At 68.1% G+C, this 19,854-nt stretch carries 14 protein-coding genes; 7 read left to right on the plus strand and 7 right to left on the minus strand.

From position 1 onward, the window contains the following. The first annotated feature begins 10 nt into the window (after positions 1-10). Complete coding sequence (locus FHU31_RS21845) at positions 11-1,519, plus strand: alpha/beta hydrolase (protein WP_208411136.1); 1,509 nt, start codon at positions 11-13, stop codon at positions 1,517-1,519. A 106-nt stretch (positions 1,520-1,625) separates the two neighbouring features. Beyond that, on the plus strand, positions 1,626-3,176 hold the full coding sequence (locus FHU31_RS21850; protein ID WP_167162386.1) for an alpha/beta hydrolase: 1,551 nt from the start codon (positions 1,626-1,628) through the stop codon (positions 3,174-3,176). Positions 3,177-3,185: 9 nt separating this feature from the next. On the opposite strand, the gene FHU31_RS21855 is transcribed toward FHU31_RS21850, so the two are convergent. Next, positions 3,186-4,244 carry an ABC transporter permease gene (locus FHU31_RS21855; RefSeq protein ID WP_167162388.1) on the minus strand — a complete coding sequence of 353 codons (1,059 nt, stop codon included), beginning with the start codon at positions 4,242-4,244 and terminating at the stop codon, positions 3,186-3,188. A gap of 102 nt (positions 4,245-4,346) precedes the next feature. Here FHU31_RS21855 and glnA (FHU31_RS21860) point away from each other — a divergent pair, with 102 nt between their 5' ends. Both glnA (FHU31_RS21860) and FHU31_RS21865 read left to right on the plus strand, forming a co-directional pair. Beyond that, positions 4,347-5,687 (plus strand): type I glutamate--ammonia ligase, encoded by a 1,341-nt coding sequence (glnA, locus tag FHU31_RS21860; RefSeq protein ID WP_167162390.1) that lies wholly within the window; start codon positions 4,347-4,349, stop codon positions 5,685-5,687. Positions 5,688-5,718: 31 nt separating this feature from the next. Next, positions 5,719-8,685 carry a bifunctional [glutamine synthetase] adenylyltransferase/[glutamine synthetase]-adenylyl-L-tyrosine phosphorylase gene (locus tag FHU31_RS21865; protein WP_167162392.1) on the plus strand — a complete coding sequence of 989 codons (2,967 nt, stop codon included), beginning with the start codon at positions 5,719-5,721 and terminating at the stop codon, positions 8,683-8,685. Here FHU31_RS21865 and FHU31_RS21870 read toward each other — a convergent pair. Next, the gene (locus FHU31_RS21870; RefSeq protein ID WP_167162394.1) at positions 8,682-12,881 is read right to left on the minus strand and encodes a cadherin-like domain-containing protein; all 4,200 of its coding nucleotides are present in this window, start codon (positions 12,879-12,881) and stop codon (positions 8,682-8,684) included. The genes FHU31_RS21865 and FHU31_RS21870 overlap by 4 nt on opposite strands. Between FHU31_RS21870 and FHU31_RS21875 the strand changes: the two genes are divergently transcribed. Further along, complete coding sequence (locus tag FHU31_RS21875; RefSeq protein ID WP_167162396.1) at positions 12,826-13,422, plus strand: hypothetical protein; 597 nt, start codon at positions 12,826-12,828, stop codon at positions 13,420-13,422. The genes FHU31_RS21870 and FHU31_RS21875 overlap by 56 nt on opposite strands. 205 nt (positions 13,423-13,627) lie before the next feature. Further along, positions 13,628-14,257 carry a PaaI family thioesterase gene (locus FHU31_RS21880; RefSeq protein WP_167162398.1) on the plus strand — a complete coding sequence of 210 codons (630 nt, stop codon included), beginning with the start codon at positions 13,628-13,630 and terminating at the stop codon, positions 14,255-14,257. A gap of 4 nt (positions 14,258-14,261) precedes the next feature. On the opposite strand, the gene FHU31_RS21885 is transcribed toward FHU31_RS21880, so the two are convergent. From FHU31_RS21885 to glnA (FHU31_RS21900), 4 genes are all read right to left on the minus strand, one after another. Further along, positions 14,262-14,681, minus strand: coding sequence for a DoxX family protein (locus FHU31_RS21885; protein WP_167162400.1), 420 nt, complete (start codon positions 14,679-14,681; stop codon positions 14,262-14,264). 33 nt (positions 14,682-14,714) lie between these two features. Continuing rightward, on the minus strand, positions 14,715-15,140 hold the full coding sequence (locus FHU31_RS21890; RefSeq protein ID WP_167162401.1) for a DoxX family protein: 426 nt from the start codon (positions 15,138-15,140) through the stop codon (positions 14,715-14,717). A gap of 35 nt (positions 15,141-15,175) precedes the next feature. Continuing rightward, positions 15,176-16,027 (minus strand): hypothetical protein, encoded by an 852-nt coding sequence (locus tag FHU31_RS21895; protein WP_167162403.1) that lies wholly within the window; start codon positions 16,025-16,027, stop codon positions 15,176-15,178. Between the two features lie 101 nt (positions 16,028-16,128). Further along, on the minus strand, positions 16,129-17,565 hold the full coding sequence (gene glnA / locus FHU31_RS21900; RefSeq protein WP_167162405.1) for a type I glutamate--ammonia ligase: 1,437 nt from the start codon (positions 17,563-17,565) through the stop codon (positions 16,129-16,131). Between the two features lie 117 nt (positions 17,566-17,682). Between glnA (FHU31_RS21900) and FHU31_RS21905 the strand changes: the two genes are divergently transcribed. After that, on the plus strand, positions 17,683-18,141 hold the full coding sequence (locus FHU31_RS21905; protein WP_167162407.1) for an RDD family protein: 459 nt from the start codon (positions 17,683-17,685) through the stop codon (positions 18,139-18,141). On the opposite strand, the gene FHU31_RS21910 is transcribed toward FHU31_RS21905, so the two are convergent. Continuing rightward, positions 18,138-19,838: an amidohydrolase gene (locus FHU31_RS21910; RefSeq protein ID WP_409371164.1), complete on the minus strand. Its 1,701-nt coding sequence runs from the start codon at positions 19,836-19,838 to the stop codon at positions 18,138-18,140. The genes FHU31_RS21905 and FHU31_RS21910 overlap by 4 nt on opposite strands. Positions 19,839-19,854 lie beyond the last annotated feature (16 nt).

A 19,854-nucleotide genomic window follows, 5' to 3' on the forward strand; every position in this document is an offset into this window, starting at 1 on the left:
ATGGTCAGCCATGAAGCTCACGCGCGGCGTCGTCGCGGCCGCCATGGTGCTGCTCCTTGTCGCAGGATGCAGCAATGTTGTCGACGGGCGAGCGGTGATCTCCGCGCCCCGGCCCGGAAGCCCGGTGCAATGGTCACCGTGCAAGGCGGGCTCGGGTGAAGCGCGCATCCCGTCGGGTGCCGACTGTGGCTTCCTGTCCGTTCCGGTGAACTACGACAAGCCCGACGGCGAGGTCGCCCAACTGGCGATGATCCGCTTCAAGGCCACCGGTGAGAAGGTCGGCACCCTGTTCGTCAACCCCGGCGGGCCGGGGGAGTCCGGGGTGGACGCCGCGGTGTCGATGGTGGGCACCCTGCCCGACTCGGTGCGTCAGCGCTTCGACCTGGTCGGCTTCGACCCGCGCGGTGTCGGGTCGTCCAAGCCGGCCCTGTGGTGCAACTCCGATGAGGACAACGACCGGATTCGAGCCGACCCGCAGGTCGACTACACCCCGGAAGGGGTGGCTCATATCGAGGCCGAGACCAAGGCCTTCGTCGCCCGCTGCCAGGACAAGATGGGCGACGAGTTCCTGGAGAACATCGGAACCGTAAGCGTGGCAAAAGATCTCGATGCGATGCGGCAGGCCGTCGGTGATGACAAGCTGACCTACCTGGGTTACTCGTACGGCACCCGGATCGGAGCGGAGTACGCCGAGCGGTTCCCGGACAAGGTGCGCGCCATGATTCTCGACGGCGCGGTGGACCCGAACGCCGATCCGGTGGAAGCCGATATCCGCCAGGCGAAGGCGTTCCAGACCGCGTTCGACAATTACGCCGCCGACTGCGCGACCAAGGCGGACTGCCCGCTGGGCACCGACCCCGCCAAGGCTGTCGCCGTCTACCACTCGCTGGTCGACCCGCTGGTGAACAAGCCGGCCCCGACCAAGGATCCGCGCGGGCTGAGCTACAGCGACTCCGTCGTCGGCACCATCCTGCCGCTGTACTCGCCGAACCTGTGGCGCCACCTGACCCAGGCGCTGACCGAGCTGAAGAAGGGCCGCGGCGACACCATGCTGGCGCTGGCGGACCTGTACATGGGCCGCGATGCCGACGGTCACTACAACAACTCGACCGATGTCCGGATCTCGGTGAACTGTGTCGACGAGCCGCCCATCACCGACCGTGCCACCGTCATTGACGAGGACCGCCGGGCCCGCGAGGTCGCTCCGTTCATGAGCTATGGCGAGTTCACCGGGCACGCCCCGCTCGGCACGTGCGCCTTCTGGCCGGTGCCGCCGACCTCCACGCCGCACGAGTTGAAGGCGTCCGGTCTGCCGCCGACCCTGGTGGTGTCGACCACCCACGACCCGGCGACCCCGTACGAGGCCGGTGTCGATCTGGCCAAGCAGTTGGGCGGCACGTTGCTGACGTATGAGGGCACCCAGCACACCGTGGTGTTCCAGGGCAACAGTTGCGTGGACGGGATCGCCGCCAAATACCTCGTGGACGTGGTGGTGCCACCGGAAGGCAGCCGCTGCTAGGGGGCCGCGCCGGTCGCGCGTCTTTGATAACGGCCCCGTCACCGTCTGGTTGCTGATCATCACCGGCGGGATACTGCGGGCGACCCCGCCCGCGGGCTGTGCAACCATGAGCGCCATGTGGCTGGCGGGCAGGATTTTCGCAATGCTGCTGGCCCTCCCGATTGTGGCCGGCGTGCTGTGCGCACCCGCGGTGGCGGCACCCGAACCGGTGTACGGCCGGCCGGCGGTGTGGGGGAGCTGTCAGCGCTTCCTCGGCGCCGGCCCCGAGATCGATCGACTGCTGCCGACGGCGCAGTGTGCCGACGTGGCGGTGCCCGTGGACTGGAATGCGCTGGACCCGAACGCTGCCAATCCGCAAGGCGCACAAGCGCAATTGGCCGTGATCCGGGTCCCGGCCAGCGGGCAGAAGATCGGCACGCTGATGGTCAACCCCGGCGGCCCCGGCGCGTCGGCGGTCGACACCGTCGCTGGGATGGCGGTCGCCCTGGCCGGATCCCCGATAGCGCAGGGTTTCGATCTGGTCGGCTTCGATCCGCGCGGTGTCGGGTATTCGACCCCGCAGGTGCGGTGCCGCACCGACGCGGAGTTCGACGCCTACCGTCGCGAGCCGTTGGCCGACTACAGCCCGGCCGGAGTGGCGCATATCGAGGATGTCTTCCGGCAGTTTGCCCAGTCCTGCCTGGACCGGATGGGTCCGCAATTCCTGGCCAATATCGGCACCGCGTCCGCGGCCAGGGATATGGACGTGGTGCGCGCCGCACTGGGTGAGGAACAGATCAGCTACCTCGGGTTCTCCTACGGCACCGAACTGGGCGCCGCCTACGCCGATCGCTATCCGGACCGCGTCCGCGCGATGGTGCTCGACGGGGCCGTCGACCCCGACACCGATCCCATCAACGAGAACATCAACCAGCTGGCCGGATTCCAGGCGGCGTTCAACGACTACGCCGCCGACTGCGCGCGCTCACCCGATTGCCCGCTGGGCACCGACCCCGCCCAGTTCTCCAACCGCTACCACCAGCTGATCGACCCGTTGGTGCTGCGTCCCGGGGGCACCTCGGACCCGCGTGGGCTGGGTTACGCCGATGCCATCACCGGCACCGCGAACGCGCTCTACACCAAGCGCTACTGGAAGTACCTGACCAGTGGGTTGCTCGGGCTGGCCCGCGGCACCGACGCCGGTGACCTGCTGATGCTGGCCGACGAGTACTGGAACCGGGACCCGGCCGGCCATTACGGAAACCAGCAGGACGCGTTCGCCGCCATCCGCTGCGTGGACGGGCCCTACCCGAAGGATCCGGCGGTGTGGGCCGAGGCCGATCAGCGGGCCCGCGCGGCCGCGCCGTTCATGGAGTACGGGACGTTCACCGGATATGCGCCGCGCGATATCTGCTCGCTGTGGCCGGTGCCGCCGACCACCGTGCCCCATGACGCGTCCCCCCTGCCGGCGGGTAAGGCCGTGGTGGTGTCCACCACGCGCGACCCGGCGACGCCGTATCAGGCCGGTGTGGACCTGGCCCGTGAACTCAATGCCGCGCTGATCACCTTCGACGGCACCCAGCACACGGTGGTGTTCAACGGCGACGCGTGTGTGGACACCGCCGTGGTGAACTTCCTGACCGCGCTGACGCCGCCACCTGCCGGCCTGCAGTGTTGAGTACTGAACTCAATTCTTCTGGTAGGCAACCATCTCGCGGGACAGTCGGGCACGCAGCCGGGGATGACGACTGCACGTGACGGCGAACACGGTCAGCAGCACCCAACTGCTCAGCGCGCTGCCCAGCACCAGGGCGAAGGCCGCCCAGTCCCCGCCGACCAGCTCGCGTGAAGCCGTCTGGCGCGACCACAACCGCCAGTAGATCATCAGGTTCACGGTGAGCCCGACCCCGTAGGACAGGGCGAAGGAGAACGCGAACGGTAGCCAGGTTCCGTCGTGCAGGCGCGCCGAAATCGGTTCGTGGCGCAGCGGATACACCACCGACAACACATTGGCGGCACCCAGCCAGATGAAGACCATGGTGAGCAGCTGGTCGACCATCGCGACGAAATTGCCGTCGCCCGCCACGGTCAGCACCGTGATCACCGGCAGGCCCGCGCCGAGCACCGCCGCGGCGATCGCGAGGTTCTTGGTCACCAGCACCCGCCACACCGGGTCGCCGGCGACCAGCGCGCGCCGCACCCGGTCGGCCTCGAAGCACAACGCGTTGGTGCACACCACGCTGCCGACCACCGCGGCGAACAGGTACAGGGTGAGCCGGCCCGCGTCGTAGCGGGTCAGACCCGTCAGGTGATAGAACGCCACCAAGCTCAGGCTGACGCCCAGGGTGATCACGATCCGCAGCAGCACCGCGCGCGGCCGGTCGGCCACGATATGGCGGACCTCGTCGGCCACCCGGCGTACGCCTCCCGATATCGACGGTCGCAGCGGTGGGACCCGGCTGGGGTTCACCGCACGGGCCTGGGCGACTGTGACGACGGCTTCGGCCACCGCCACCCGGGCGCGGCGCACCGCGTGCACCACCTCGGCCGGGGCTTCGGCGATGGCGTCGTCGGGCAGCTGCGTCAGCGTGGCCAGGGTGGACCGCGCCTTGGCGGCCTCGGCGCGCAAGGCGGTGTCGTCACCCCATTCGGCGGCGGCCGCCGCGGCGGCCGCGGCACCCAGCGAATCGGCCAGCGTGCGCAACTCCGCGGCGGCCGCCAGGTCTTGGCGGGATCGACTGCTCATCGCTGTACTGAATCACGCCATCGCGCCAGATCGCGCGTTGCCCGCGCGAAGCCGATCCTCCCGTGTAACACAGATTTAACAGCCGCTGCCTAGGCTTCGGTCATGGACCGCCAGAAGGAATTCGTGCTGCGCACGCTGGAGGAACGCGATATCCGGTTTGTGCGGCTGTGGTTCACCGACGTCCTCGGATACCTCAAGTCGGTGGCGATCGCCCCCGCCGAGCTGGAGGGTGCGTTCGAAGAGGGCATCGGCTTCGACGGCTCGTCGATCGAGGGCTTCGCGCGGGTGTACGAATCGGACACCGTGGCGCGGCCCGACCCGTCCACCTTCCAGGTGCTGCCCTGGACGACGAGCGCCGGCAAGCACTACTCGGCGCGGATGTTCTGCGATATCACCATGCCCGACGGTTCACCGTCCTGGGCCGACTCGCGGCATGTGCTGCGCCGCCAGCTGGCCAAGGCCAGTGATCTGGGCTTCTCCTGCTACGTGCATCCGGAGATCGAGTTCTTCCTGCTCAAGCCGGGCGAAGATGACGGCTCGGTGCCCGTTCCGGCCGACAACGGCGGCTACTTCGATCAGGCCGTGCACGACGCGGCCCCCAACTTCCGCCGGCACGCCATCGACGCGCTGGAACAGATGGGTATCTCGGTGGAGTTCAGCCACCACGAGGGTGCGCCCGGCCAGCAGGAGATCGACCTGCGCTACGCCGACGCGCTCTCCATGGCCGACAACGTGATGACCTTCCGGTATGTGGTGAAGGAGGTCGCGCTGGCCGACGGGGTGCGCGCGTCGTTCATGCCCAAGCCGTTCGGCGAGTACCCGGGCTCGGCGATGCACACCCACATGAGCCTGTTCGAGGGGGAGAACAACGCCTTCCACAGCGCCGATGACCCGCTGCAACTCTCGGATGTCGCCAAGTCGTTCATCGCCGGGATCCTGGAGCACGCCAGCGAGATCAGCGCCGTCACCAACCAGTGGGTGAACTCCTACAAGCGGTTGGTGCACGGCGGCGAGGCGCCGACGGCCGCGTCGTGGGGCGCGTCCAACCGGTCGGCATTGGTGCGTGTGCCGATGTACACCCCGCGCAAGGCGTCCAGCCGGCGTATCGAGGTGCGCAGTCCCGACTCGGCCTGCAACCCGTACCTGGCCTTCGCGGTGCTGCTGGCCGCCGGTCTGCGCGGTATCGAGAAGAACTACGTGCTCGGGCCGCAGGCCGAGGACAACGTGTGGAGCCTGACGCCCGAGGAACGCCGCGCGATGGGCTACCGGGAACTGCCGTCCTCGCTGGGTGTCGCCCTCGCCGAGATGGAGGGTTCCGAACTCGTCGCGGAAGCGTTGGGGGAGCACGTCTTCGATTACTTCCTGCGCAACAAGCGCACCGAGTGGGAGAACTACCGCAGCACCGTCACCCCGTTCGAGCTGAAGAACTACCTGTCGCTGTAGTCGCTTCGCTCGCCCCAGGTAACGTTTGGGCGTGCCCAAACCCGCCACATCGCGCCCCAAGCTGCCCAGTGTGGGCCGGCTCGGGCTGGTAGAAGCACCCGCCCGCGCCGGGCTGGACCGGCTCGGCTGGAACACCGACGAGTACGTCGAATTGCTGTGGTCACTGTCGCGCGCCCCCGACGCCGATACCGCGCTGCGGACCATGGTGCGGTTGGCCGATGAACTGGACGACGGCTGGGATGAACTCAACCGGGCGCTGCTCAAGGACAAGGCGCTGCGCGGTCGGCTGTTCGCGGTGCTCGGCGGATCGGCGGCACTCGGCGACCATCTCGTGGCGCGGCCCCAGTCCTGGCACCTATTGTCCGGCCGGGTGAGCTTGCCCGACGCCGCGCAGCTGCGCAAGGAGTTCGTCGCGGTCGCGCAGAGCACCACCGACACCAGATCGGTACAGGCCTCGTTGCGCAGCCTGTACCGGGACCGCCTGCTGGTGTTGGCCGCCCTGGATCTGGCGCCGACGGTGGAGAACGAGCCGGTTGTGGAATTCGGTACCGTCGGCGCGCACTTGTCGGACCTCGCGGACGCCGCGCTGGCCGCCGCGCTGGCGTTTGCCACCGCGTCGGTCTGCGGCGCGGAGACCCCGGCACCGCGGATCGCGGTCATCGCGATGGGCAAATGCGGTGCACGCGAATTGAATTACGTCAGCGATGTGGACGTCATCTTCGTCGCCGAGAACGCCGACACCCTCACCACGCGGGTGGCCGGGGAGATGATGCGGTTCGCCAGCGACACCTTCTTCGAGGTGGACGCCGCCCTGCGTCCCGAGGGCAAGCGCGGCCAGCTGGTGCGCACCTTGGAGTCGCATATCGCGTACTACGAACGCTGGGCGAAAACGTGGGAATTCCAGGCGCTGCTGAAGGCGCGGGCCGCCGTCGGCGATGCCGAACTGGGGGCGCAGTACATCGCCGCCCTGATGCCGATGGTCTGGAGCGCTTGCGAGCGTGAAGATTTCGTCGCCGACGTGCAGGCGATGCGGCGCCGGGTGGAGGAGCTGGTGCCCGCCGGGGTGCGTTCCCGCGAACTCAAACTCGGCACCGGCGGGCTGCGGGATGTCGAATTCGCGGTGCAGCTGCTGCAACTGGTGCACGGCCGCAACGACGACTCGTTGCACGTGGCGTCGACCGTCGACGCGTTGGCCGCACTCGGGGCCGGCGGCTACGTCGGCCGCGACGATGCCGCCAACATGACCGCCTCCTACGAGTTCCTGCGGTTGCTCGAACACCGGCTGCAACTGCAGCGGCTCAAGCGCACCCACATGCTGCCCGAGGACGGTGACGAGGAGGCGATGCGCTGGCTCGCGCGCGCCGCCCATGTGCGCCCGGACGGCCGGCACGACGCCGTCGGTGTGCTGCGGGATGAGCTCAAGCGCCAGAGCATGCGGGTATCGCGCCTGCACGCCAAGCTGTTCTACCAGCCGCTGCTGGAATCGGTGGGCAGACAAGGCTTCCATGCGATGAGCACCGAGGCGGCCGAACGGCAGTTGGCCGCGCTCGGCTACGAGGGTCCGCAGAGTGCGCTGACCCACCTGGCGGCGCTGACCAGCGAGAGCGGCCGGCGTGGGCAGGTGCAGAAGGTCCTGCTGCCGACCCTGCTGGACTGGTTGTCGGACACCCCGGACCCGGACGCGGGGTTGCTGTCCTATCGGCGCATCAGCGAGGAACTCGGCGACCTGCGGTGGTATCTGTCCACCCTGCGCGACGAGGGCGCGGTGGCCAAACGGCTGATGCGCGTGCTGGGGACGTCGGCCTACGTGCCGGATCTGTTGATGCGGGCACCGGAGGTCATCCAGCTCTACGCCGACGGACCTCAGGGGCCCAAGCTGCTCGAGGTCGATCCGGATGCGGTGGGGCGGGCACTGGTGGCGTCGGCTGCGCGGCACGCCGATCCGGCCCGCGCCATCGCCGCGGCCCGCACCCTGCGGCGCCGCGAGCTCGCCCGGATCGCCTCGGCGGACCTGCTCGGCATGCTCGAGGTCACCGAGGTCTGCCGTGCCCTCACCTCGATCTGGGTGGCGGTGCTGCAGGCGGCGTTGGACGTGGTGATCAGGGACCGGACCCCGGCGGGCGGCGCCCCCGCGCGGATCGCGGTGATCGGGATGGGTCGGCTCGGCGGCAGCGAACTGGGCTACGGGTCCGACGCCGACGTGATGTTCGTGTGTGAGCCCGTCGAAGGCGCTGCGGGCGCCGATGAGTCGGCGGCCGTGCGGTGGTCGGTCGGGGTGGCCGAGCAGGTGCGCACGCTGCTGGGGACACCGAGCTCGGATCCGCCGCTGGAGGTGGACGCCGGACTGCGCCCCGAGGGCCGCAACGGCTCACTGGTGCGCACCCTTGCGTCGTACGAGGCGTACTACACGCAGTGGGCGCAGCCCTGGGAGACGCAGGCCCTGTTGCGTGCGAACAAGGTGGCCGGTGACCCGGATCTGGGTGAGCGCTTCCTCCGGATGATCGACAAGACCCGCTACCCCGAGGGCGGCATCTCACCGGAGACCGTGCAGGAGATCCGGCGCATCAAGGCCCGCATCGATGCCGAGCGGTTACCGCGCGGTGCCGATCCGAACAGCCACACCAAACTGGGCCGGGGCGGGCTTGCCGATGTCGAGTGGACGGTGCAGCTGCTGCAGATGCGGTTCGCCGACAAGATCCCGGCGCTGCACAACACCTCGACCCTGGAGACGCTGGACGCGATCGGGGCCGCCGAACTGATCGCCGAGGGCGATATCGATCAACTGCGTCAGGCGTGGCTGACGGCCACCCGGGCCCGCAATGCGCTGGTGCTCGTGCGGGGCAAGCCGACCGATCAGCTGCCCGGACCGGGCCGTCAGCTCAACGCCGTGGCCCTGGCCTCGGGGTGGACGAACGGCGATGGCGGCGAGTTCCTGGACAACTACCTACGCGTGACCAGGCGGGCGAAAGCCGTGGTGCGCAAGGTGTTCGGAGCCTAGAGCGCCGACGTCGTGACTGCCACGGCATCGAAGGCCGCCTTGATCGCGGCGATCTGCTTGGCGGTGAACCCGTTGGCGCGGGCACTGCTGAGGATGGCGTAGCGGGCGTCGATATAGGACGCCGTCGACGGCAGGCTGTAGAGCGATTCGTAGTACACCCGGGCCCACTGTTCGCCGGACACCTCGTTCTTGGTGGCGTCCATCATCTTGTAGGCGGCGAAGGACAGGATCCCGCTGTTGCTGTGCACGTAGTCGAAGTCGTCGGTGTTGTTGTCCGTGCAGCCGCACGGGTCGATATAGCGCTGGGGGTAGCTCTCCCGCTGGCTGTAGTCCGAGGGATCCTCCATGCTGCGGTACGGATTACCGGCCGCGTCCTCGGCGAAAAGCCATCTGCCGCTTCCGGTCTTGTTCTCGATCAGCGCGCCCATGATGTCGGCGTACGCCTCGTTGAGTGCCCCGGAATCGCCGAGATAGGCCAGGCCGTTGACGGTTTGGATGACGGCATGGGTGTATTCGTGGCCGACCAGATCCAGGGCGGCCTGGGTGTTCCCGGCGTCACCGAAGACCAGTTCGCGACCGGTCCAGGCGGCGTTGCGCCACCCGGCCGCCGACGACCCGCTGGGGTTGTAGTCGATGCTGAGGACGACCGCAGCGCCGTTGTCGTCGTAGGAATCCCGGCCGAGAATCGAGGTGTAGTAGTCGTACACCCGCGTCATGTTGGACTGCGCGGAGACGGCGGCTTTACCCCAGCTCGAAGAGTAGGTGACGGTGCTGCCCGGGATGCTGGGCTGGCCGGCCCAGCCGGTGCTGACGTAGGTGGTCACGTAGGTGGTGATGTTGCGGGTCGGGTCGCTCAGGACGAGCGCGGTCCCGGTGTTGCCTGCGCTCACGGTGCGGGTCTTGCCCTGCAGATCGGTGCCCGACGACCGGATGGGCGCCAAAGCCTGTTGCGCGCTGGAGAAGTCGGAGAAGATGGTGCCGGCCTTGGCTCCGTTGGCGTAGATGTAGTAGGTGGCACCGACCGACGGGTACGGGCTGGCGGGGTCCGAGGAGACCGTCACCCGCCACGCCAGGGTGGCCGGGTTCCACCGCGCCCCGGTGCTCAGGTTCGTGCTGACATCCTGGTCGTAGATGACCAGGTCGGTGTCGAAGATCAAGGTGGCCGCGAAGGCATCCTTGGTGGCCTGGCTGGGACTTCCGCCGAAGTCGCTGACGGCGTCGGCCCTGGCGATCGCTTCGGCCGCAGCGGCGGTGGCGAGACCGGTGGTGGGCGTGGTGTTGACGGTGCTGATCGCGGGGTCGTAGTTGCTCACCAGCCCGGTCACGCGACCGGCGCCGTCGGTGGAGAGCACCACCTCGCTGCCCACCACCGGCACACCGTTCACGGTCTGGCTCAACCGGTAGAAGACACTGCCGGAGTAGTCGACCGAGGACACCGTGATCCGGGATTGATCGGCGAATCCGGTTGGCGCCCCGAGCAGTCCGGCGACCTTGTTCAGGACGGCCGCCGCGTCGGCGGCGCCGGACACCGTGCTGACGGTGAAGGTGCCGGAGATCGCGCGGACCTTGCCGCTGGAGTTCAGGGTGACATCGACGTCCTCGGCCCCGGACAGTGCCTTCAGCTCCGTCAGGGTGAGGGTGCCGTCGCTGTCGGGGTGCCACGCGGTGATGGGCACGGTGACATCGATCGGGATGCCGTCCTGGCCGTCGTAGGCGGCCACGGTGAAGGTGGCCACGTCGTCGCCCGGCGTGAACCAGGCGTTGTAGCGGGCCACCTGGCTGGGGGTGTAGGTGTAGGTGCCGTCGGAGTTGACGCTGACGCTGCCCAGCGCACCGGCCACATCGGTTTCCCGCGCATAGGTGAGGGTGCTCGCGTCGGCGGCGCTGATCTGGCCCGTGACGATGCCGGTCGCGGTGTTCACGTTGGTCGAGTAGGTCGGGTTCACCGGCAGGGCGTTACCCGTGGCCGAGGCAACGACATTGACCTTCACGGTGACCGCACGGGTGCCGCCGTGGCCGTCGCTGATGGTGACGGTGAACGTGTCGGTGCTCGTGCCCAGGACACGGGCCGCCGCGTTCGGGGTGTAGCTGAACGAGCCGTCGGCATTGACCACCACCGTGCCCTTGGTGGCACCGGTGGCGGTGTAGGCCAGCGTGTCGTTGTCGGCGTCGGTGGTGCTGATCTGGCCGGTGACCCGCGCGGTGGTGGAACTGGTGGTCAGGGTGCTGACGGTGGCCACGGTGGGCGCGGCGTTGCTCGGCCGGATGGTGACCGTGACCGGTACGGAAAGGACACCGCCGTGACCGTCGTCGACGGTGACGGAGAAGGTGTCCGTGGCAGGTCCGCCGGCGGCCGCGGCATGCCGCGCGGTGACCGTGGGGGTGTAGGTGAACTTGCCGTCCGCGCCGACGACCACGGTGCCCGTCAACGTCGCGAGAGTGCCGTCGTAGTAGAGCTTGTCGGCATCACCGTCGGTGCCCTTGACCGACCCGGTGACCACACCGGTCGACGAATTGGGGCTACCGGTGGTCGTTTTGAACGTCGGCGTCTTGTTCGCCGGGACCACCGTCACGGTGATGGTCTGCTGCACGACGCCGCGGCGACCATCGCTGACGGTGAAGGTGAACGTGTCGGTGAGGTCGGCGGTCGACGCGGTGTCCGCGGCGGCCTTGTGCCTGGCCGCGGCGGTGGGGGTGTAGGTGAAGGTGCCGTCGGTGCCGAAGGTCACCCTGCCCTTGGTCGGCCCGGTGAGCACCGTGACCGCGAGCGGGTCGCCGTCGGCGTCGGTGACCCCGGTCGCGCCGCTGATGACCCCGGTGACCCCGCTGGACGTGCTGCTGGGAAGGCTCACCACCGGTGTCACATTGGCCGGGACCAGCGAGACCACGCCCATGGCGGTGTCACCCGCGGTGTAGAGCTGCATACCGTCGGGGCTGGCGGCGATACCGTTCACCGTGTCACCGGTGTGCAGTGTCGTGAGCGGTGTGCTGGTCGCGGTGTCGTACACCTGCAGATCGCCGCTCTGGGTGGTGACCAGCAGCAGCGAGCCGTCCTTGTTGACCGTCGCCGCCCGCACCGCCGAGATGGTGTCGAAGGTGCCGAGGGAGGCGAACTTGGTGGTGTCGAGCACGTTCACGGTGCTGCCATCGGTGCGGACGTAGAGCTTCTTGCCATCCTTGCTTGCCGCGATGGCGGTGGGCGAACTACCCGCTACGGCAAGGAGTTTCGTGGTACCCGTGGAGACGGTGTAGGAGACGATCCCGGACGGGGTGGTGGCGTAGACCCGTTTGCCGTCCGGGCTGACGATCACCGACGTGACGCCCACCGCGGACACCCACCCGGTGATCTTGTTGGTGGAGGTGCTGACCTTCGCCATCTTGCCGGTGGCGTTGCCGATGTACAGGGTGCCGCCGTTGGGCGCGATGACCATGCTCGTCGGGGTGATGGTGAGGGCGATGGTCCGGCTGACGGTGTTGGTCGCCGCGTCGATGACCGAGAGGGAGTTGCTGTTGGCGACGTAGACGAACTTGCCGTCGGGTTTGACTGCGACGCCGACGGGGTTGCCGCCCACTGCGATGGTGGTGACCACGGTGCCGTCGAGGGTGTTGACCACGGTGACCGTGCCGGTGGCGCTGTCGGTCAGGTAGGCGCGGGTGCTGGTGGCGGCCACGGCGGTGACCTGGCCGGTGCTCACCGGGCTGAGCAGATGGACCGGTGTCGGGTCGATGGGAACCGCCACGGTGCGCACCACCTTGGCGGTGGTGCCGTCGTACACCGAGACGGTGAACTCGGCATCGGGTTCCGACGTGACTGCCGCCGAAACACGTTGTGCTGCAGTCGGTGTGTAGGTGAAGCTGCCGGTCTTGCTGACTGTCACGGTGCCCAGGGTGGGGCCGGTGACCAGGGCGTATCTCAGCGTCTTGCCCTCGGGGTCGGTGGCGACCATCTGCCCGGACACCGCGCCGGTGGTGGGATCGGGATCGCCGAGCAGCGGCGCGTCGACGACCGGCTGCTGGTTGGCCACGGCGGTGGCCGTCGCCAGCCTCAGGCTGGTGTCCTCGGTCTGACCGATCTCACGCCGCGCGGCGGCTGCCATGGCCCAGGACAGGGGAGAGACGATCGAATGGACGGCGCCGAGGATGCGGGCGAAGAACTGGTTGAGTGCGGTGCTGATCGCGGCGCCGGCGCGCGCCACCGCCACCGCAGGGGTGGCCGCCGTGGCGCGGGCCGAACCGACGGTGGCCGTGGCGGTGCTCAGCGTGGTCGTGGTGATCGCCGATGCGGTGGGCAGCGCACGCACCTCCGTCGTGGCCGTCGTCGCGCTGGTGGTGTCGGGGGTGCTGGGCGCCTGCGGCGCGGTGGCGGTCGCGGCGGCGGTGGCGGTCTTCGCCGACGATGTCTTGGCTGTCGAGGAGGTGCGGTGCTTGCGGTCGCTGGTGCGGGACTTCTTCGGGGCGGCCTTCGTGGCCGTGCCCGCCGTAGTGCTTGCCGTCGTGGTGCTTGCCGCCGTGGTGGGTTCGGTGGCGGCAGTAGCGGTGTCGCCGGCCTGCGTCGCGGTGCTGGTCGTGGCACTCGTAGAAGTCGAGGTCTGGCTGTCGGCGCCGGAGGCGTCCGTGTCGCCCGAGGACGTGGTCGAGGTGGTGCCCTCGGGTTCCGCCCAGGCGATCGCAGGGGCTGTGGCTACCGCACTTCCGATACCCAGGGCGACCGCGAGTGCACCGACTCGCCCGACATAATGTGCGTAACTCGCACGGGATTCGCTTCGCACGTCCAACGCCTCCGTTCGACGCGGTTGCCGCTCATGGCAAATATTCACAGCTCCGTCAGATTACTTTGGCAGTAAACCACAAGGTGGCAGTGACTGACAGAGCTTGGGTGCGATTTGCCTCGCTGCGTCGGGCCGATCGGCGCTGTGGTCAGGCCGGCTGATAGAACCAGTTGATGAGGGAGTCTTTTGCCGAGATCAGCGCCGACGAACACGACCGGTTACACGCGTTGTACGGCCCGCTGACGACCGCCGTGCGCAAACTGGTCGACGCCAGTATTCGGACCGGCGTCGACGACCAGGTGATCCGCGACGCCCAGGCCGCGATTGAGGCGGTCACCGCCACGCTGGAGAGCCGGCAGTACGAGGGTCCGCGCACCCTGCGGCACGCGGTCACCGGCCGCCCGGTGGTCTGGGCGGACCCGGCCATCGGACTGCGCAACGCGATCGCTCCACCCCTGGACGTTCAGCACACCGAAGATGGGCGCTGCTGGACCGAGTTCACCCTCGGCGCTCGCTACGAGGGCCCGCCCGATCGCGTGCACGGCGGCATCTGCGCGCTGGTGCTCGACCACGTCCTCGGCGAGGTCGCCAGCGAGGGACTGGTGAAACCGCGCTTCACCGGCACCCTGACGCTGAAGTATCTGCGTGGTACCCCGCTGGGCCCGTTGCGCGCCGAAGCGTGGATCGACCGCACCGAGGGCGTCAAAGCCTTTGCGCGAGGCCGGATCTTGGATGCCGAAGGGGTGACCGTCGAAGCCGAGGGCATCTTCGTGATGCCGGCCTGGGCGCGCGAGGCTGGCTGAGGGGTCAGCTCCGGCGCTTGCGGACGGCGTCCACGGCGATCGACCCGCCGCCGAGGAACACCAGCAGGAAGAAACCGAAGCAGTTGAGGACGGCGAGCTCGCCACCGTTCTCGATGGGCCACAGCCCTGTCGGCTGGTGCTGGCTGAAGTAGGCGAATGCCATCTCGCCGGAGGCGACGAAGGCGGCCGCGCGGGTGAACAGCCCGGCGATCAGCAGCAGGCCCAGCACCAGTTCGAGGACACCGGCGTACCAGAACGGCCAGGTCCCGGCGGGGACGGCACCACCGGCACCGGCCGCGATGGGCCAAGCGAACAGTTTCGACGTGCCGTGGATGGTGAGCAGCAGGCCGAACACGATCCGGAACGCCGACAGCACGATGGGTGCGAATCCGTTGAGCTTGGTTTCGATCTGGGTCGATGACATGGCACCCATAATAGGACTACGGTCCGTTTATCTCTATGGCTGGGGTGTGCGACTACGCCAGGCGTCCAGCGAGTACCGCCCGCCGCCGGTGAACACCAGCAGGAAGAACACGAAACAGAAGGCGATCGAGGGCAGGCCGCCGTTGCCGCCGTACTGAGGATCGACGATCGGCCAGAGGGCCAGCGGCTGGTGCTGCCAGAAATAGGCGACGGCCATCGCGCCGGAGCAGAGGAAGGCCGCGATCCGGGTGAACAGTCCGGTCATGATGAGCAGCCCGCCGACGAACTCGATGAGACCCGCGTACCAGCCGGGCCAACTCCCGGTCGGCACACCCATCACGATGGGCCAGTCGAAGAGATTGGACGTGCCGAACAGGGTGAACAGGAAACCGAACACGATGCGGACCAGGCTCAGCACCGTAGGCGTCAATGCTTCCAAGCGATTGTTCAGGTTGTTCATGGCCTCGACCGTACTGAAGCGAGGTGACATGTCGCTTAACGCTGGTCGGTGCTGGGCGCGGAGTAGCAGATCGCCGTCCCGACCACCGCGGGCAACCCGAACGTGAGCAGCAGCACGGCGTACATGACCGGGGAACCCGGTGTGGTCAGCCAGTCCTTGGGAAACCGCGCCAGGGTGAGGGCCAGCCAGGACGCCGTGATCGCCAGCACCACGAGGCACACCGTGGCGACCTTGAGGGCGCCCAACGTCAGCCGGGTCGGTTCGGCGCCCTCGGCCAGTCGCAGCGCCCTGCTGCGGCGCACCACGAAAACCAACGATGTCACCACCACCGCCGCCGCGGCGGCGCCGATGGCGTCGACGAGCCACCCCGGCGGGGCGCCGCCGAATGCGAAATGCACGTAGTCGATCGACGTCTCGCTCAGCAGCAGGGTGGTGGTCATGGTCGCGGCGAACGTCAGCCAGGTACCGAGTTTGGTGAGAAAGGTGTAGCCGGCGGCGTCCTCGTCCGCGCCGGCGGGCATCTTGGAGATGGCGTGCCCGGCCAGCATCCAGCCGAGGCCGCCGAACAAGGCGGCGGTGCCCGCGGCCAGCATGGCAGTGGCCAGCGCGCCCTGGGCCCAGACGATCGCGCAGATACCGTCCCGCTGGGCGTCGGCGGGGACCACCGTCCCGGTGATCAGGCTGGACAGGAAGGCGCTGAGAACGAGAATCAGCACCGCCGAGGAGAACAACGCCAGTGTGTGCACGCTCTCGCGTACCTCGCCCTTGAGATACAGGGCGATGGCGGTGATGAGGAAGCCGCCCAGGGCCGCGGCGAGCTTGGAATGCTCGGAAGCCGAGGTCAGCATGCTCCATTGATCGGACGAACAGAATTCGTCGAGGCTCACGGATGCCAGAGCCTACGGGATCGCGGCATGGCGTGCCGGGCGCGCACAACAAGTCGGCCCGCCAGGCAGATGCCTGACGGGCCGACTCGTTGTCTGCTGACTTACACGTCGTAGTACAGCGAGAACTCGTACGGGTGCGGACGGATCTGCACCGGCAGGATCTCGTTCTCCCGCTTGTAGGAGATGTAGGTCTCGATCAGGTCCTCGGTGAACACGCCACCCTCGGTGAGGTAGTCGTGATCCTCCTCGAGCTTGTCGATCACCGCAGCCAGCGAGGTGGGCGCCTGCGGGATGTTGGCGGCCTCGTCCGGCGGCAGCTCGTAGAGGTCCTTGTCGACCGGGGCCTGCGGCTCGATCTTCTTCTTGATGCCGTCGATACCGGCCATCAGCATCGCCGCGAACGCCAGGTACGGGTTGCCCGAGCTGTCCGGGCAGCGGAACTCGAGGCGCTTGGCCTTCGGGTTGTTGCCGGTGATCGGGATACGGACGCAGGCCGAGCGGTTGCGCTGGCTGTAGACCAGGTTGATCGGGGCCTCGTAGCCCGGCACCAGGCGCTTGTACGAGTTCGTCGTCGGGTTGGTGAAGGCCAGCAGCGACGGGGCGTGGTGCAGGATGCCGCCGATGTAGTGGCGCGCGATATCGGACAGGCCCGCGTACCCGGACTCGTCGTGGAACAGCGGCTTGCCGTCTTTCCACAGCGACTGGTGGGCGTGCATACCGGAGCCGTTGTCACCGAACAGCGGCTTGGGCATGAAGGTGACGGTCTTGCCGTTCTTCCATGCGGTGTTCTTGATGATGTACTTGAACAGCAGCACATCGTCGGCCGCGGCCAGCAGCGTGTTGAACTTGTAGTTGATCTCGGCCTGGCCGGCGGTACCCACCTCGTGGTGACCGCGCTCCAGGGTGAACCCGGCGTTCTGCAGGTTGGTGGCCATCTCGTCGCGCAGATCCACGTAGTGGTCGTACGGCGCGACGGGGAAGTAGCCACCCTTGGGGCGGACCTTGTAACCCAGGTTCGGGCTGCCGTCGGACTCGAAGGGCTCACCGGTGTTCCACCAGCCCGACTCGGAGTCGACTTCGTAGAAGGTGCCGTTGATCTTGGAGTCGAAGGAGATCGAGTCGAAGATGTAGAACTCGGCCTCGGCGCCGAAGTAAGCGGTATCGGCGATACCGGTGCTGGCCAGGTAGTTCTCGGCCTTGCGGGCGACGTTACGCGGGTCGCGCGAGTAGGCCTCGCGGGTGAAGGGGTCGTGCACGAAGAAGTTCAGGTTCAGCGTCTTGGCGGCGCGGAACGGGTCGATACGCGCGGTGTCGGGATCCGGCAGCAGCATCATGTCGGATTCGTGGATCGACTGGAAACCGCGCACCGACGAACCGTCGAACGCCAAGCCGTCCTCGAAAACGCTCTCGTCGAAGGCTGAAGCCGGGATCGAGAAGTGCTGGACGACACCAGGCAGATCGCAGAACCGGATGTCGACGTACTCGACGTTCTCATCCTTGATCAGCTTGAAGAGGTCGTCCGATGTCTTTTCTGGCACTGATAAATCTCCTTTGACTCGTTACCCGCCGGTGACGCTAGGGAGTTGATGTTGCACCCCGGTCAACCATATGTTGCGCCGAAGTTACGCCATCGGGCGCGCTCTATGCTTGGGCCCATGGCCCGCGAAATCGCGTCCTGGTTGTCCGGCCCGCAGCCAGATTTTGAATCCGGCGACTATCCGGGGCGACGGCTCGGTATGCCCGAACACGGTTCGGGATCGATCGCCCGATTCGGCCGGCGCACCGCCGCGCTGTTGATCGACTGGCTGATCGGCTACGGCCTCGCGGCGCTCGCGATGGCGTTGGGCCTGGTTTCCCTCCCGGCGCTGTCCACGACCGTACTGGCCGTGTGGTTCGTGCTCGGCGTGGTGTCGGTGCGGCTATTCGGTTTCAGCCCAGGACAATTCGTGATGGGACTGATGGTGGTGCCCGTCGACAATCGGGACCATGTCGGGCTGGGCCGGGCGATCGGGCGGGGACTGCTGATCGCGACGGTGGTGCCGCCGCTGTTCACCGACACCGATCTGCGCGGACTGCAGGATCGCGGGACGGCGACCGCGGTGGTGCGGCGCTAGTCCGTTCCGGACTCGTGCACGATCCGGCCGTTCATCATCGTGACCGTGACCTTGGCTCGATGGATATCGTGCGGGTCGCCGTCGAGGATGTTGCGGTCCAGCACGATCAGGTCGGCCCGCTTACCGACCTCGACCGAACCGATCTGGTCCGCCATCCGGATCTGGTGGGCGGCGCCGAGTGTGTTGGCATGCACGGCCTGCGCGACCGTCAGTCGCTGCTCGGCGGGGGACAGGATCTCGGCATCGGGCTCGCCGATCAGCTGGCGCGTGACGCCGATCTGGATCGAGTCGAGCGGCTTGTAGGTGGAGAAGTAGCCGGCCGCCGGCCAGTCGGTGCCCAGCGACACCCGTCCACCCGTGCGCAGCACGTCCTGCACCCGATAGAAGTTGTCCTTACGCGGCGCGCCGTAGCGGGCGGCCATGTTGACCACGGTGTCGGGATCCGCGGAGAACCAGTTGGCCGAGAACTGCGCCCCGATACCGCTGGCGCCGAACCGCGCGCTGTCCTCGCCGCCGAGGTAGACCAGGTGCGCGATGGTGTGTCGGCGGTCGCGGGCCGGGTTCGCGGCGATCGCCGCCTCGAGCGCATCCAGTGCCACCCGTGCGGTGCGCTCGCCGCAGGCATGAATGTGCATATCGATACCCGCCGCGTCGATCTCGTCGACCAGTTGGTGCCACTGCGTCTCGGTGAACGGCGACCCGCCGATCGAATCCGCCTTGTCGGCGTAGGGCTCCAGCAGCCATGCGGTGTACCCGCCCTGGGTGCCGTCGCCGACGATCTTCACCATGCCGACCTGGACCAGCTCCGTACACACCCGCTCGCGTGCCTCGGTGAACCTCGTCACGGCATCGTCGAACGGCGGGGACTTGACGGTATAGGAGGCCACGACGCGAAACGGCAGCTTGCCCTCTCGCTCGATATCGGCGTACAGCGCGATGACATCGGCCTGCTCAGCGCCCACGGGCGGCACCCCGGCGTCGAACACCGCGGTGATCCCGGCCTGGGCGGCTCTGGGCAGCCACTGCTCCAGCATGCGCCGCATGCCGTCGGTGCTGATCGGGTCGTTGGCGTTGACCAGGCCCAGCACGGCATCGATCTCCAGCAGGTAGCCGGTCGGATCACCGTCGGCATCGCGTGCGTAGTAGCTGAATCCCGGCACCGGATCGGGGGTGTCGCGACCGACGCCCGCGACCTCCAGCGCCTTGCTGTTGGCCCACATGCTGTGCGCGTCGATGGCGAAGAAGAAGCCGGGCCGGTCGGGTAGCACGCTGTCCAGCGACTGGCGGGTCGGGCCGTCGGGCCCGAACATGTCCACCCGCCAACCGAATCCGCGCACCGGGCCGTCCGGGTGCTCGGCGGCGTAGGCGGCGATGGCCGCCAGGGCGTCGTCCTCGGTGGGCACCTGCAGATCGACGCCGTTGCTCAGGAAGGCGCCGAGAAACGGGTGGATATGGCCCTCGACGAAGCCCGGCATGAGCAGCCTGCCGTCCAGGTCGATCACCCTTGTGTGGGGGCCCGCCAGCGCCAGGGCTGCCGCGTCATCCCCGACCTGGACGATGACCTCACCGCGCACGGCGACGGCCTCGGCCCACGGTCGTTCGGAGTCGACCGTGTAGACCCGGCCGTGGTGGAACACGAAATCGGCGTCAGTCCCGGAGGCGTCGGTCACCGCATCGCGGGCGGCGGGTGCGGAGATCCGGGGCGTGGCGGGG

This window comes from Mycolicibacterium fluoranthenivorans, from assembly GCF_011758805.1.
GTDB lineage: Bacteria > Actinomycetota > Actinomycetes > Mycobacteriales > Mycobacteriaceae > Mycobacterium > Mycobacterium fluoranthenivorans.